Here is a 13,872-nt window from a genome sequence, read left to right on the forward strand (position 1 = left end):
CCGTAGACACCCTTGCATTAAGCTAACCACTACTACTGCCTTCATGGTTCGGGACTTTCACCCTATAGATTGCACCCATGCCGGGCGCACGAAAAGAGTCCCGTTCGCATCATGACGAACGGGACTCTTAAGAGCTTTATAGTGGGATGATTCCTAATAGGACACATACCACTATCATGACAAGCGTCGATCCGCATGCCCATTTCAGGAAAGTGCGCTGCAATGCACCGAAATCTTCCCCTACCATTCCAACCAATAGATAGGTAGATGGAACAAGCGGGCTTAATAGATGGACAGGAAGCCCTAATAGTGAAGCTCTGCCGATCATGGCAGGATCGATTCCATAAGCAGCTCCCGCTTTAGCAAGTAATGGGAGAACACCATAATAAAATGCATCATTAGACATGAAGAACGTAAAAGGTGCTGAGATGACGGCTGTGATGACAGCAAAATGTGCGCCCATTTGATCTGGAATATGCTGAATCAAAGAGTTTGCCATGGCATCGACCATTTCCGTACCGGCAAGGATGCCAGTGAAGACACCCGCTGCAAAAATCATCGAAATTACTGATAAAGCATTGTCCGCATAGTTTGCCACACGCTCTTTTTGATCACTGAGTTTCGGATAATTAACCGTAATCGCAATCGCGAAACCTACCATGAACAGAACTGCTGAAGGCATAAGTTCCATAATCAGCGCAACGAGCAGTGTAAGAGTCAATGCATAATTGAATATGATCAATTTAGGGCGCTTAAGATAAGCATCTTCCGTTGCAGCCGCCTGCTGTGCCATAACACGATAATCGACTTCTATGATCCCGATTCTTTTTCTTTCTTTTTTGCCCAGGCAATATGCCATGAAAAGGACGAATAGGACTCCGCCGATCATCGCTGGAATGACGGGTGTGAAAACATCGGACATTTCAAGTTTTAAAGCGGTCATCACCCGTGCTGTAGGACCTCCCCAAGGAAGAAGGTTCATGACTCCAGATGACGAAACGGCAATACCGGCCAATACAAGCGGTCTCATTCCAATCCGTTTATATAGCGGAAGCATGGCTGAAATCGTAATCATATATGTGGTTGTACCATCTCCATCCAAGGAAATCAGCAAAGCCAGGACTGCCGTGCCGATGGCAATTTTCACTGGATCTCCTTTTACAACCTTAAGTATCGTATTGATGATCGGGTCAAAAACCCCAGCATCAATCAAAATTCCAAAGAAAAGGATTGCAAATAAAATCATGATTCCCGTTGGCGCAACGTCTTTGATCCCTTCCAGCGCCATCTCACCCATTTTACCTCCAAACCCGCCAATAAGTGCAAAAGCACTTGGTACTGCAATCAAAGCTATCATGGCTGAAAGTCGCCCTGTCATAATTAAAATCATAAACACTAGTATCATCAAGTATCCTAATAAAGCGAGCATATCTATCACTCCTTATCTTCTAATAAGATAAAGTGTATATGAAACCGCTTCATTTGTAAGCGTTCTCAATTTATTGTGTTTTAAAACTATTTTGTTAATTGTGTTCATTGTGTTTACGGAAGCGATTCTTCGAGGCAGAACCGAACGCCACTCCCCGGGTTGAATGGCGGGTTCCTTAAGGAAATGGTTATGATTATTAAGAAAACTTTGACTATATTTTCAATGCTGGCAAAGGCATGCTGCTGCGCATTTATTCTTCAAAAGATAGATTTGCCGGTCCATCCAAAAGGTCACAGCCGTAATCTATATTGGTCGTTGGTGTATCGTTACTGACTTCCTCGAATTCCAGTTCATCGATCCATACTTGGCCACGCCCTGAAAGAAGGACCCCGAATGAAATGATGGCACTGTTTTCGGGAACATCCAGGACAATATAATAATGGTTCCATTCCGTATCGTTGACGATGGGCCGATTCCCCATATTGTCGAATTGCAAAACATCATGAAGGGCATTATCCACCCTCATCCATAAACCACAAAATCCATCAACATCTTTTGATTTTAAAAAACCCGACAGTTTCATTCTTTTACCAAGGTAATTTTCCGCCTTGAATTGCTGCATCATCGTTGCAAATTCCTCCTTGGATTCCGCAGTGACGGATTTCAGGAATCCTGATGCCTGGCCTTTATGGAAAGTCTCCCGGTCAATTCCCATTTTATAATTGAATGGATGACTCCCGCTTAAATTCCAGCCTTTTAATAATTGTTCGTTTTTCATCGTCATTTCCTCCTTTTGCAAGGTTAATTTACTTACGAGTTTCCGATATTGCCCTGGCGGCAGGTCATAATATTTCTTGAATGAACGAGTAAAGGATTCCTGTGTTTCAAAGCGGTAATATAAAGCAATGTCGATTATTTTTTCATCCGTATAAAGCAGCATGTTCGCTGCATTGGCGATCCTTCGATATCGAATATATTCTGATACGGTCACGCCAACCTCCTTGTGAAAAATACGATGATAATGAAACTTCGAAAAACCTGCGAAACGAGCGATGTTCTCCAAGGACAATTCATCTTGTAAGCTATTCTCTATATATTCAATCGTTTTTTGGATGATGGGACTGTATCTCATTTCCGAACCTCCTTAAGAATAAGATAACAGATTAAAACATCGTTTTTTTGACATATATTGCTTTTTTTATAATCTTTCAAACCATGCATGCATAAAAAAACACCTCCAATCTTGAAGGTGTTTCACACTTAATTCTATTGAATTTTATAATATCTTCGCTCAGGTCTCCCCACTACCCCGTATACGACTTCCGCTTTACATTTCTTTACGGATATCAAGTATTCCAGATAGCGTCTCGCGGTTGTCCTGGAAGCTCCGATCTGTCCGCTCACTTGCTCAGCCGACAATCCGATATCGCTTGCTTCGAGTACCTCGATCACTTTCGCCAAAGTGATTTCGTCGACCCCTTTCGGCAAGGATGGCCCATCGTTCGATTCCGAAACGGAAGAACCCTTTTTCAAAATGAGATCAACAAAATCCTGATCTATTTCTTGTTTCGATTTCATCAGATGGACTTTCTTCAGATACTCTTCGATAACTTGGTTGAAACGCTGCATCTCCACTGGTTTAATTAAATAATTCTCTACACCATAGTGAAGCGCCTTTTCAAGTTGTTCCTTATCCGTTGCCGCGGTAATCATGATGATATCCACATTCGGGAATTTTTTCCTTATTTCCGGAAGGAGGTCTGTACCAAGCTGATCTGGCATATAAACATCAAGCAAAAGCAAATCCGGGCTTTTTTGTTCCAAAATCCGAAGCGTTCTTTTGGCATTGACAGCTTTTCCGACCACTTCTATTTCATCAAAGTTTTTCAAGAATTTTTCATGGATATCCGCTACACGAAAATCATCTTCTGCGATGACTGCTCTTATCTTCAGCATTCTTTCCCTCCTCTCTGTTCTTTAGGAAGATACACGGTGAATATGGTGTTTCCATCCTCGCTGTGAACTTCGATGATGCCGCCCAGCTCTTTTACGACATGATCAGCATTCGAAAGTCCATAACCACTCGGACTTCCGCTGTTTTTCGAAGTGAAACCCCGATCGAAAATATGGGCGATGGCATCCTCAGGTATTCCTTTTCCGTTATCACTCACTTCAAATACCATATCATTTCCTATATCAGTGGCGAAAAATTTCACGAGCGGCTCCTCCATGCTTGAAACCGCTTCAAGTGCATTATCGATAATGTTGCCTAGAATCAAGGTTAGTTGTGACAATTTAATATGATCCGGCAGTTTCTCTAGGTAACTTTGTGCGTCTATTTCAAAGATGATCTTCTTCTCCGATGCTTTCCCTATCTTGCCAAGTAACAGGGCTTGCACTTTTGTATCCTTTATCTGTTCGAACACGACACGGTTCAAGGTATGCAATTCGGAAGTTTCGCTTTGAATCATATCGATTGCTTCATCGTACTCCCCTAATTGTATCAAACCTGAAAGGACATATAGTTTATTGGTAAATTCATGGGTTTGTGCCCTTAAATCCTCTGAATGCATCTTCACTTCCGATAATGTATTGACCATTTCCTCAATTTCCGTTCGATCACGGAACGAAGCGACAACACCGCTTACCCCTTCACTATCGAAAATTGGCGTACAATTGACGATAACGGATTTGTCTTCCCATGAAATCTCCTTATCCGCTTGCGGTTCTCCGGACTTCAGCACCTCGAACAAATATTTCGAAGGAAATAGGCCATCGACGTTCAAATGGCGAACGGACTCTTTAATATCCAGTAATTTTTTCGCCGGCTGATTCATAGAGGTAATCAACCCATTTTGGTCAATGGCCAGAATCCCCTCTTTCACCGATTGAAGCACTGCATTTTTTTCTTTATATAAATTGGCGATTTCAAATGGTTCCAGCCCCAGTGTATCTTTACGTATGCTCCTTGCCAGCATATAACTGCCGATGATCGATATCATGATGGCCACTAAAGATACAACCATCTCCTTGGACAAATCCTTGAAAATTTGGGCCCGGACATCGTCCACCAAAAAACCGACGGAGACGATTCCAATTATTTTTCCATCCTCATTGAATACCGGTGACTTCCCCCGAATGGAAAGACCTAGTGATCCTGCCGCTTCGGAGACATAATATTCGCCTTCCCGAATGGCCCTGCTATTGTCCCCGCCTTCCATCCGCTTCCCAATTTCGGAAGCCAGCGGATGGGAATAGCGAATTCCCTCTGCATTCCCTACAACGATGAACTCAGCACCTGTTTCCCTGCGGATCTTTTCGGCAATCGGCTGGATTATGCCAGCGGGATCATCCGTTTCAAAGGCCTCTGTAACGGTAGGCATGAAGCTTATCGTCTTTGAAAGTTCCAACGCCAATTGACCTTTATCCTTCGCTATTTGCCTTCCTTCCATATAGGAAAAAGTAGTCGTCAATAACAGAATCAAAAACAGGCTCAACGATAGAACTAACCCCAGAATCTTAGTTTCCAGCGATACTTTCCTCATATTCAACAGCATCCTCTATTTTCATTTTCATTCACTAAATTTTATAGGAGCATAATGATTTTACCATTTCTATTAAATATTGAACATTGTTGGCGTTTATTTCTCAGTGTCCACGCGTGCGAATTTTCCACCTTGTATCTCCTTTCCTTAGTCAGATTGTTGACCGCTTTGGGGGACAATCAACAATAGGCATTTCTCTTAATGATGTTTTTCTTTGGATTCCACCTGAAGCCGGCAACAGCCGACGAAAATGGAATAATACCAGAAACGCGCAACATTGTTTAGCCATATAAAAGTATTCCTGAGCAGGCAAAACGAAATCACATCTGGATCTACGGCAAATGTTGACGCCGATTGTTTTTGGGGGATAAACGCTGGCGGGGAGCTGTTGGTGCTTGCGAACTCGGCGGTGGTCCCGGTCGACCTGGAAATTGAGGTAAACGAGGGAGGATGCCCGGAAAGCCGGATAGACCGGGAAACTGCCGTTCAAGAAAAGCTTGATCTTCATAATGTACGTTGGGTACATATACATGGTCATTCACCTCTATAAGATGGAATGTAATAAGTTATGATATATGGACCCAACGTTTTTGGGTTGGAAATGCAACTTATCTTAGAAAATAGGTATATATCGACGGTACTTGCAGGTTTTTCTCCGAAAATGGAAATATATCGAGGAATCTTGCTGTTTTTCTCGGAAGTAGGATTCAATATAGTAATCTCCATAAATAGAAGGTCGCATAGGATTCCCAACCGGCCCATGCTTCCGATCGTTTCAGGATTTCCGCTTTCGTTGGTTTTGCTTCCGTTTGCATGACCAGTTTCATGGAATTATGCAGCCCGACGTCATCGATGGGAAAGGCTGCTGGAAAACGCAAACAGCGCATCAAGACATAGTTCGCTGTCCACGGACCGATTCCCCGTATTTTGGTCAGCATTTTTTCAGCCTCTTTTACATCCTTTGCATTCAATAGCTTTTCTTTAGTGAGTTCCCCTTCTGCAATCAGTTGAGCAACACCTATTAAATATTCACACTTCTTCACCGTCATCCTCAAATCGGCAAAATCTTCGACGGTCAATTTCGCGATTGCATCAGGCGTCGGAAACAGCCAGTATTGCTTTCCTTCGAATTCAACATATTCACCAAATCCCTCCACAAGCCTCCGTTTCAAGGTATAGGCATAAGTCAAGTTAATCTGCTGACCAAGTATTCCCCAGGCAATCGCTTCAAATAAATCAGGGATGCCCATATTTCTCAAACCGAAGAATTGGCTTACCGGCTTTTGCAATAAAGGGTCACTTTGGGCCAATTCATAAAAAGGAAGCAGATTTGTTTCAAGATCGAACCAGTGACGAACGTATTGGGATACAGCAGCCTTTACCTGATTATCCATAGGTGCTGTTCGTCCTGGAAACCGAACGGCCAGCTCCGTTTCATTCATCGCACTGATTTCTATTAAAAATGTCTCGTTTTCGGCATCAAGTGCTCGATAAATTTTTTGATCAACAATATCGAACAGACATTCATTGGAGGATCTTGATAAGTATTTAAGATTTTCCGAAAAACTAAACTCCTTTGGTGCATGAATCCTCAATTCAATCATGCCTTCATCATTTGATAATGTCTTTATCATCCTGCTCCCTCCTTTAGCTTTATTCTAATGACAAATCGATACGCTATCTTGCTTTTCCTTCAACCCCCTTATTTTAACAGACAAATAGTCATCTCCCCTAACTCGAACAATTACGTTATCTTGCTTTTATATTCTCAAAATGTTTGTATATCAGCCCTTTCTTGTATACTTAATGGAGAGGTGAATGTAGTGAATCCGAAAAAAGCAGATTTCCCTAATGAATATTGGAAAGCCATTATAGATTGTGATGCAGCATATGATGATCATTTTTTATACGGAGTGATTACGACGGGCATCTTTTGCAGGCCCTCCTGTAAATCCAGGGTGCCTAATAAGGAAAACGTGAAGATTTTCAAAAATGCCATGATGGCTTTGGAAGAAGGTTTCCGGCCCTGCAAACGATGTAAACCGGAAGGACTGAATTTGCCGACAGAAGAATGGGTTGAACAAATAGCCGAATGGATCGACACCCATTACAGCGAACCCCTCACTTTGAACAAATTGGCGGATATCTCCCACGGCAGCCCGTATCATTTACAACGATCATTCAAGCGAATGAAAGGGATATCGCCCACTGAATACATTCAGCGGCTTCGCCTTGAAAAAGCGGCGAGGCTGCTGGAAAACTCCGAGCTGCCGATAACGGAAATAGGCTTCGCTGCCGGGTTCTCTAGTACATCCTATTTCATGACGCTATTCAAAAGGAAAATGGGGAATACCCCTTCAGGATATAGGAATGCATATCTCAAAACCCAAGCTTTGGAGCGTGAAGAAAATGAAGAATGTTAAAGAACAAACCATTGACTGGGCCATATTGCATTATGATAAGTGGCAATTATATGTGGCCAAGACGGAAAAAGGGCTTTGCTATGTAGGCTCTCCCGGTCAAACGTATGAAGAATTGAAGTCCTTGATACAAAAACGCTTTCCAATGGCGAACCTTGTTGAAAATGAAAAAGCATTAAATCCCTATCTAAAAGAACTACAAGAATATTTCGAAGGAACCAGGCAGACTTTCACTCTTCCCACAGATGTAAAAGGCACGCCCTTTCAACAAGAAATTTGGGCAGCGCTGAATCAAATTCCCTATGGAAAAACCTGTTCCTATTCCGATATTGCCCAAATCATCCAAAGACCTGCAGCTGTTCGGGCGGTTGGTACGGCCATTGGTGCCAATCCTATTCTGATCACAGTGCCATGTCACCGGGTTATCGGAAAAAACGGGGCCATTACCGGCTACCGGGGAGGTACGGAGATGAAACAATATCTACTTCGATTGGAAGCACAAATGAAAGCGTAAGGACAATCTGACCGCAAAAAAAAGCATCCGGCTATAAGGATGCTTTCTTTTCATTTTTGTTTTTTAGTACCAAATGGTCACCGCTTTATTATATGCATCACTATTAGGGATCGCATGTATCCCTTGGGCCTGTGCTTTGCGCGGGTCATAGTCATATACCATCGGTGTATAGCATGACGTTTGACCGATATTCACCACACCATTGCCCCCGGAACTGGAGCATGTATAGGCCTTACCATCCGTACTTCGGACGATTCTGGCATCCGCTTCATGGTTGTATACGGCGGGGCGTGTTACGGTCACTTTTGCCCAGGCGGTTTTACACACAGTGCTGAATTTCAATTCTACGTACGAATTGGAATCGATCCATTTTTTATCCTTCGTTACCGCCGAACTTGCACAACTATTATAGTATGGACTTTTTCCGTCATAGGTGTGCGTTTCGGCCAGAGCTTGATTTTTTCCAAATCCAAAGTCGACTAGAAACATCGACAGTGTCATCACCATGGATAAACCTATCATTTTTAGCTTTTTATTCAATTCATTCATCCTTTCTTAAAAAATATAGATGAAGTTTTTTCCTTTTTCATTAATACCAGTCGGTTTCGCCTGCCGTATATGGCCAAAAAGCTACCGCTTTTGCTTTTCGCGGATCTAAATCATATACCATTGGTGTATAGCATGACGTTTGACCTTTATTTATTTCACCATTTCCTCCTGGAGATGCACAGCTAAATTGTTTATTATCAGTATTTCGGACAACCAAAGCCGTTGCCTCCCCATCTGTTTTAGCCGGTCTGCTAAGAGTGAGCTTTGCCCAAGCCGTTTTACAAGTTGTGCTGAATTTCAACTCCAAATTGGCAGAAGCACCGTTGGCATAAATTTTCACGGCCTTCTTCGTTACTGCGCTATTCGCACAATTATTATAGTAAGGACTTTTTCCATCATAGGTGTGTGTTTCGGCTGATGCTTTGCTCATAAAAGAATCAAGGGAGCCAAAAACGACTAAAGAAGCAACAAAAAATGAAATGCATAAAACCATTTTTTTCATTATTTCACTCATCCCCTTAACAAAATTTATACACTGTTCATCTTACAATTTTGTAATATTCTTACAAGTGATAAATTCCCTAGTTCACGAAAAACTGCATCCCCGCCTTTACGTCGCAGCCTGCCATTACCATTACAGTCCGTTATTTCTCGCTTTATCAACTGAACATCACCGATACAAGTCATTATCCCTATGAGCCATTCAGGACAAATAAGGTAACAACTAAGGACTTATGCGTATCAAGCTGAAATAAAACGAGCCAATTGGCTGCCGTTGATCGGGAAAGATACAGGACGATGTACTTAATGTTTTTTTCAAGAAAAAAAAAGCCCCGACAAAACTCGAATCGTTTTGTCAGGGCTTTATTTTCATTTAGCGAGGCTTTCTCTGATCACTCTAATGATGCTATCATAAAAGGAACGATCATCCGGAACGAACTCATCCCGTCCAGCAAATCGATCGATCATCATCCTCCGGCCTTCGTGATTCATTTCAAATCCCTACTATTCACTTTGTCCTTCGCTTCGGTCCAAAGCTCCTTCATCCTTTTTCTTTTCTCCAATTTTTCGGGTTCAAATAACCCTTATATTTAGCGGCCACTTCTTTCCCGACCAAAAGTGCTCCTGCCCAAAACATGACTTCCGCAAAGACGATCGCACCTGTTATGACCCCCGCTTTAACCGCAGTAGAAAATGGCGTAAAAGGAGCTACGACAGGAATGATCCAAGTGAGAAGGGAAATGATAAGGAACCCCATCCCTACTTTGTAAAACCTCGATTTCTTTATTTCCTTACTTTCTTTATCCAATTAAATAACCTCCGTCATGATGATTTTCATATAATTACCCCGCCGAACATTCCACTTTCAAATATACCATTGAATCTATTCTTTTTTTATACGTTTGAATGTCCATTTCGTTTCATAAATTTGAGAAATAAAGATATTCCATTTGAGGAAAACGATTAATGAATTGACTTTACGATTTTTAATGGATTAATATTCATATAACACTTGCATGCAGGAAAGGAAAATCCAATGTACATTGAATTCATTGCCACAACGATAGAAGATGCACTTTTAATCGAAGAATCGGGCGCAGACCGAATCGAGCTTGTCAGTTCTTTAGCCGAGGGGGGATTAACTCCAAGCCACGCCCTGATAGAAGCTGCCGTCAATTCAGTGAAGATACCAGTCAACGTGATGGTAAGGCCCCATAGCCAGTCGTTTTGTTATACGCAAAAGGATTTAGAAATCATGAAAAAAGATATACAAATCATTCGATCACTGGGAGCGAACGGGGTCGTATTGGGTGCATTAAATGAAAAAAATGAAATCAGTCGACCATACCTCGAAGAACTATTGTCAGTATGTGAAGGTTTGGAGATTACATTCCACCGGGCCATCGATGATACGCACGACCCAGTCATTTCAGCTGAAATGCTAGCACAATATCCAGAAATCACAACGATATTGACGTCAGGCGGGCATGGGGATTTCCCCAGCCGCATGAAAACGATTCAACAAATGAAAAGAGTCTGCGGCGACATAGCAATATTGGTTGGAAGCGGCTTAAATAAGGATAATATCCTTTCTATCCATTCCGAACTGCATACCGGTCACTATCATTTCGGTACGGCTGTTCGGAAAAATAACAGTATCATTGAAGGAGTTACATTAGAAAAAGCTAAAGAAATCGTAAACCTGTTAAAGAAATAATGCCGGAAGGGACCATTTAACTGGTCCCTTCTGTTTGTAGACAGAAGGGTTCTAACTAATTTCAAATCAAAGTTGATGAAACGGAAGGTGCGAGACTCCTGCGGGTAAACGCGTCCAGGAGAGCCCACGCAGGCGCAAAGGCGCCGAGGGCGGACCGCCCGCGGAAAGCGATTGCCTGGGGCACCGTTCGGATTTGTCTACAGTCTGAAGGTCCCTTTTTATGATGCAGCGCTCTTTTTTTGTAAAAAGACCGAGTCCCAAACCAAAAAAACAGTGCCGCTACTCCAAAATAAGAAGGTTGCCGGAGCAACCTTCCATCATGGAATTTCTCAATCTTGAGATTTAATTTTTGTTAGAATCCGCAAAGTGCCCCATCGCATCACACATGAATTTTGCCAATCCTTCACCATATTGGTCGATATTTTTGGTGAAGCGTTGATCATCCACGTACATTTGACCTAATCCTTTGAAAGCATCCAGCGAGTATGTGCCGAAGTTATTGTTCAAACAATCATACCATTCTTTAATGGCCTCTTGTGCCTCCTCCGACTTGGGCGAAGCATTTCGGATTGACGCAAGTTTTAAATAGATCTCCGATACAACTTTCTGTGCATCTTTGGACATGCCCGCCACTTTAGCCTTCGACTCATCGACAGCATTATCCCCCCAAAGCTTGCGAGCTTCTTCTTCATATGGATTCTGACTGAAGTCAAATCCTTCAAATTTTTCTTTATTCGTCATCTGAATTTCCCCTTTCATATGCTTAATCGATTTTTCGACCGTCTTAATTAATTTATCGAGCTGACTGCGTTTCTCCAGTAACTTTTTTTGATGTTGCTTCAACGCATCTTGTTTATCAAACGAAGAGCTGCTTATCATTTGTTTTATTTCCTTTAATGGCATGCCAAGTTCCCTGAAAAACAGGATTTGCTGCAACATCTCAAGATTATCATTCGAATAAAGGCGATAACCTGCCTCGGTTATTTCCTCTGGCGATAATAACCCGATTTCATCATAATAATGCAGTGTCCGCACACTAATGCCAACCAAATCGGCTAGCTCTTTCACTTTCATTGCCACTGCTTCTTACCTCCTTTCGATATCATTTACATTAAGGTATTACGCAACGTCAGAGTCAAATGGAAAAATGAAAATTTTCCGCCCAAATTTAAAAGACGATCCTTCCTAATGAAGAATCGCATGTTAGTAGAGTTCACTCTTTGTAAAAGCTTCGGATTAAAGCCAAATCTAATTACTTGGCCGCTGTTGATGTTATTCCCCATTACTCGTGAGTTTTACGCTTTTACTCGTGAGTTTCCGCCTTTTACTCGTGAGTTTTACACTTTTACTCGTGAGTTTCCGCCTTTTACTCGTGAATTAAACAATTTCCTCATAAAGCGTTTGCTCTGCTTGAAAGTTCGCTTCGATCTTAGCTATCTTTCTTTCTCCAATGATTGGGAATGCTTAATGAGAGCGGTAATTTTGTCTTCGTGTCGCCTTTAGCCGAGTTAATCTGTGCTTGTGTGATGAAGAAACTTCCGGTGAGGTCGGCACCGCTTAAATCAGCGTCCCTAAAGTCTGCACCGATAAGGTCCGTCACTCTCATGTCGGCTTCCCTGAGGTCGGATGCAATAAGCAAAGCTCCTCTTAAGTTCGCTCCCCTAAGGTCAGCACCTCTCAATTTTGCACCGATCAGTTCACTTCCCCTGCCTATTTTGTTCTGTTTTTTTGAATTTTTATTTTTCTTAACTGAAACCTTGGCACGTACCAGTTCACTTGTGCGCAGAAGTAAATCATTAATGATCGCTCTATGGGCTGGTACATTCAGGTCCATGATAGACTTTGGACTTTGCTTAGTGAGATATTCCGTGTCATCAAATGCGGCCTGCAATTCTCGGTGAAGGGGTTGCGCATCTTCTAAATTCAGTGCTTCATTTAAGTAGCAAAGCATTTCATGGAGTTGTTGCATAATAGGAAAAACTTCGAACATTTCCTTTGCTGACGCTGGATTGTTCCTCCAATCTTTTCCATCATAGGTTAGTTGGGATACCTTTTGACCGGCACCGAAACATTCATATACCGTGCAGCCTTTATACCCTTTTGCTCTGAGATTTTCATGGATGCCGCAACGATAATCGGATTGCAGGTTTGAACATGGTGTACCTCCATCTTTATCAAATGCAAAATCAGCAGATTTTGCATAAGGCAAAGCTACACAGCACAAACCGAAACAATTCTCACAGTCTGCACGTAATTGATTAAGGATACTATCGTTATTCGTTAATTGATTAAACATTCTTACACTTCCTTCTATAAAACACTGGCTCTGCCTTTCTAAAATCAAAAGTTTCATACAGTATATTTTTTTGTTTTCATTTTATCAAAAAAACCAATTAATCTATATATTAACAAAATACATATAAACAAGAAATGATATCCACTTGAAATGGCGGCTGAAATTAATCAATAGCGGGAAGCAAGTGATTTCCATAATCATGTTATAATTTATTCAAGATCACGGTACTCTAGGGGGTGTAGGCATGTATCCTTATGATGGCAGGAAAAAAGGGGAGACAATAAAAGAAATGCAGTATTGCAACTTTACGTTGGATACAAATGCAGAAGGAGAAATGGACGAAATGTCTGTTCGAATCGCAAGAGTTCTTCGGCCAACGTCCAAAGAGATTATCTTTTTATGTATTGGCTCAGATCGATCCATAGGAGATTCATTCGGGCCTTTAGCAGGGACGATGCTAAGAGAAAACCAAGTCCCTTACCATGTCTTCGGAACACTCGCAGAACCTTCACGCCCTTAATTTGAAAAGTGTTTTGAAAGAAATAAAAAAGCAATTTAACAATCCCTTTATTTTTGGTATCGATGCTTGCTTAGGTGGTTATCATCAAATCGGTTCTATTATTCTGACAAAAGGTCCTTTTAGCCCTGGTGAAGCGATGAATAAAACCTTACCTGAATTGGGTGATTATCACCTAAAAGCCGTCGTAAATTATTTAGATCCCCTTTTGCCCAAACAATCTCTAAATGATACAAGACTGGATACTGTCATGAACCTGGCGAAGATTACCACAAGAATCATTGTTAAAAGTCTAAAATAATAGGAAAACCCCAATAAAGCTTCAGCTTTTCGGGGTAAACGATGAAATGCATATTCTTGAAGGACACTCCCATGATTTGCGTT

Annotated in this window: 15 protein-coding genes and 1 pseudogene; 5 read left to right on the forward strand and 11 right to left on the reverse strand. The window is 41.8% G+C overall.

Annotated features, from left to right (window positions below; genetic code table 11):
• Positions 1 to 136: 136 nt before the first annotated feature.
• The 4 genes from ACIQYG_RS11035 to ACIQYG_RS11050 form a co-directional block, all read right to left on the reverse strand.
• The gene (locus ACIQYG_RS11035; RefSeq protein WP_402837943.1) at positions 137 to 1,429 is read right to left on the reverse strand and encodes a CitMHS family transporter; all 1,293 of its coding nucleotides are present in this window, start codon (positions 1,427 to 1,429) and stop codon (positions 137 to 139) included.
• Between the two features lie 250 nt (positions 1,430 to 1,679).
• A complete protein-coding gene (locus ACIQYG_RS11040; protein ID WP_402837945.1) occupies positions 1,680 to 2,561 on the reverse strand; it encodes a helix-turn-helix transcriptional regulator in 882 nt (293 codons plus the stop codon).
• A 134-nt stretch (positions 2,562 to 2,695) separates the two neighbouring features.
• On the reverse strand, positions 2,696 to 3,385 hold the full coding sequence (locus ACIQYG_RS11045; RefSeq protein WP_402837947.1) for a response regulator: 690 nt from the start codon (positions 3,383 to 3,385) through the stop codon (positions 2,696 to 2,698).
• Complete coding sequence (locus ACIQYG_RS11050) at positions 3,379 to 4,974, reverse strand: ATP-binding protein (RefSeq protein ID WP_402837949.1); 1,596 nt, start codon at positions 4,972 to 4,974, stop codon at positions 3,379 to 3,381. The genes ACIQYG_RS11045 and ACIQYG_RS11050 overlap by 7 nt, the downstream gene beginning before the upstream one ends.
• Positions 4,975 to 5,251: 277 nt before the next feature.
• Between ACIQYG_RS11050 and ACIQYG_RS11055 the strand changes: the two genes are divergently transcribed.
• A complete protein-coding gene (locus tag ACIQYG_RS11055) occupies positions 5,252 to 5,524 on the forward strand; it encodes a hypothetical protein (protein ID WP_402837951.1) in 273 nt (90 codons plus the stop codon).
• 157 nt (positions 5,525 to 5,681) lie between these two features.
• Here the strand turns inward: ACIQYG_RS11055 and ACIQYG_RS11060 are convergent, their stop codons facing one another.
• Positions 5,682 to 6,608, reverse strand: a complete 927-nt coding sequence (locus tag ACIQYG_RS11060) for a DNA-3-methyladenine glycosylase family protein (protein WP_402837953.1) — start codon at positions 6,606 to 6,608, stop codon at positions 5,682 to 5,684.
• Positions 6,609 to 6,797: 189 nt separating this feature from the next.
• Between ACIQYG_RS11060 and ACIQYG_RS11065 the strand changes: the two genes are divergently transcribed.
• Both ACIQYG_RS11065 and ACIQYG_RS11070 read left to right on the forward strand, forming a co-directional pair.
• A complete protein-coding gene (locus tag ACIQYG_RS11065) occupies positions 6,798 to 7,397 on the forward strand; it encodes a bifunctional transcriptional activator/DNA repair enzyme AdaA (protein ID WP_402837955.1) in 600 nt (199 codons plus the stop codon).
• On the forward strand, positions 7,384 to 7,908 hold the full coding sequence (locus ACIQYG_RS11070; RefSeq protein ID WP_402837957.1) for a methylated-DNA--[protein]-cysteine S-methyltransferase: 525 nt from the start codon (positions 7,384 to 7,386) through the stop codon (positions 7,906 to 7,908). The genes ACIQYG_RS11065 and ACIQYG_RS11070 overlap by 14 nt, the downstream gene beginning before the upstream one ends.
• Before the next feature lie 63 nt (positions 7,909 to 7,971).
• On the opposite strand, the gene ACIQYG_RS11075 is transcribed toward ACIQYG_RS11070, so the two are convergent.
• From ACIQYG_RS11075 to ACIQYG_RS11090, 4 genes are all read right to left on the reverse strand, one after another.
• A complete protein-coding gene (locus tag ACIQYG_RS11075; protein WP_402838463.1) occupies positions 7,972 to 8,415 on the reverse strand; it encodes a DUF2690 domain-containing protein in 444 nt (147 codons plus the stop codon).
• 82 nt (positions 8,416 to 8,497) lie between these two features.
• A complete protein-coding gene (locus ACIQYG_RS11080; protein WP_402837959.1) occupies positions 8,498 to 8,959 on the reverse strand; it encodes a DUF2690 domain-containing protein in 462 nt (153 codons plus the stop codon).
• Between the two features lie 368 nt (positions 8,960 to 9,327).
• The gene (locus tag ACIQYG_RS11085; protein ID WP_402837961.1) at positions 9,328 to 9,450 is read right to left on the reverse strand and encodes a hypothetical protein; all 123 of its coding nucleotides are present in this window, start codon (positions 9,448 to 9,450) and stop codon (positions 9,328 to 9,330) included.
• Between the two features lie 49 nt (positions 9,451 to 9,499).
• Positions 9,500 to 9,766 carry a transporter suffix domain-containing protein gene (locus ACIQYG_RS11090; protein ID WP_230176643.1) on the reverse strand — a complete coding sequence of 89 codons (267 nt, stop codon included), beginning with the start codon at positions 9,764 to 9,766 and terminating at the stop codon, positions 9,500 to 9,502.
• A 228-nt stretch (positions 9,767 to 9,994) separates the two neighbouring features.
• On the opposite strand from ACIQYG_RS11090, the gene ACIQYG_RS11095 reads away from it, so the two are divergent.
• Positions 9,995 to 10,675, forward strand: coding sequence for a copper homeostasis protein CutC (locus ACIQYG_RS11095; RefSeq protein ID WP_402837964.1), 681 nt, complete (start codon positions 9,995 to 9,997; stop codon positions 10,673 to 10,675).
• Positions 10,676 to 11,017: 342 nt separating this feature from the next.
• Here ACIQYG_RS11095 and ACIQYG_RS11100 read toward each other — a convergent pair whose 3' ends face one another.
• Together ACIQYG_RS11100 and ACIQYG_RS11105 are read right to left on the reverse strand one after the other, a co-directional pair.
• Positions 11,018 to 11,755 (reverse strand): MerR family transcriptional regulator, encoded by a 738-nt coding sequence (locus ACIQYG_RS11100; RefSeq protein WP_402837966.1) that lies wholly within the window; start codon positions 11,753 to 11,755, stop codon positions 11,018 to 11,020.
• Positions 11,756 to 12,104: 349 nt separating this feature from the next.
• Positions 12,105 to 12,971 (reverse strand): pentapeptide repeat-containing protein, encoded by an 867-nt coding sequence (locus tag ACIQYG_RS11105; protein ID WP_402837968.1) that lies wholly within the window; start codon positions 12,969 to 12,971, stop codon positions 12,105 to 12,107.
• Between the two features lie 343 nt (positions 12,972 to 13,314).
• Here ACIQYG_RS11105 and yyaC point away from each other — a divergent pair.
• Positions 13,315 to 13,789 (forward strand): annotated as a pseudogene (yyaC, locus tag ACIQYG_RS11110) (spore protease YyaC).
• Positions 13,790 to 13,872: the final 83 nt, after the last annotated feature.

Source organism: Peribacillus sp. NPDC096622 (assembly GCF_044762665.1).
Classification (GTDB): Bacteria; Bacillota; Bacilli; order Bacillales; family DSM-1321; genus Peribacillus; species Peribacillus frigoritolerans_B.